Source organism: Micromonospora qiuiae (assembly GCF_016863555.1).
GTDB lineage: Bacteria > Actinomycetota > Actinomycetes > Mycobacteriales > Micromonosporaceae > Micromonospora > Micromonospora qiuiae.
Genome location: NZ_BOPC01000201.1, coordinates 1 through 728 on the forward strand (window position 1 = coordinate 1; position 728 = coordinate 728).

At 64.4% G+C, this 728-nt stretch carries 2 protein-coding genes; one reads left to right on the forward strand and one right to left on the reverse strand.

Annotated features, from left to right (window positions below; translation table 11 throughout):
* On the reverse strand, positions 1-546 hold a 546-nt coding region (locus tag Vqi01_RS30415), incomplete at its 3' end, for an RNA-guided endonuclease InsQ/TnpB family protein (protein WP_204038565.1).
* Between the two features lie 38 nt (positions 547-584).
* Here Vqi01_RS30415 and Vqi01_RS30420 point away from each other — a divergent pair.
* The coding region (locus Vqi01_RS30420) for a transposase (RefSeq protein WP_204038566.1) at positions 585-728 on the forward strand (144 nt) is incomplete at its 3' end.

Here is a 728-nt window from a genome sequence, read left to right on the forward strand (position 1 = left end):
GACGGTGACACCCCAGTCCACGCCGATCGCCTTGTCGGTGACCGGGGCGGGCTGGGTCTCGCGTCGGACCACGAACGAGGCGTACCAGTGGCCCAGCGAATCCTGATAGACACGCACACTGGTCGGCTCGGACGGCATCTCCCGCGACCACACCACAGGGATCGTGATGCCACCGGCGAGACGCAGCCGACGCTCGCGGATGGTGAACCCGCGCACGGTGTACTCAAGGCTGGGCAGAGTGTTCTTCAACCGCTTGACCGTCGGCCGTCCACGCCCCTTGACCTTGTACGAGTGCTGCAGTGCCAGGGCGTAGGTGCGCAAGGTCTGCTGCTGGGCGACCTGGGAGCCCTCGCGCAGCCACGTCGATCGGGCACGGGCTTCGGTGAGCAGTTTGGACAGCTTGCAGAAGGTGGGCTTGCGGCCGGCTTTCTGCTGGTGGACGGCTTCGTTCCACAGCCATCGGCAGCGACCCCATTCGGCGGACAGGGCGGCCTGCGCGGTTGCGCCGGGGCGCAACCGGTAGGTGTGGCGCACTGTCTCCTCCACAACAAACACTATACAGCATCGATCTATATAGTGTTTGGATGGACGAGGTTCGCTCGAACAACAACGTCGTGTACCGCTGCACGTACCACGTCGTCTGGTGCCCCAAGTACCGGCGACCGGTCCTCACCGGCGACATCGACACCCGCCTCAAAGAAATCATCCGCGATGTCTGCGTCGAACGA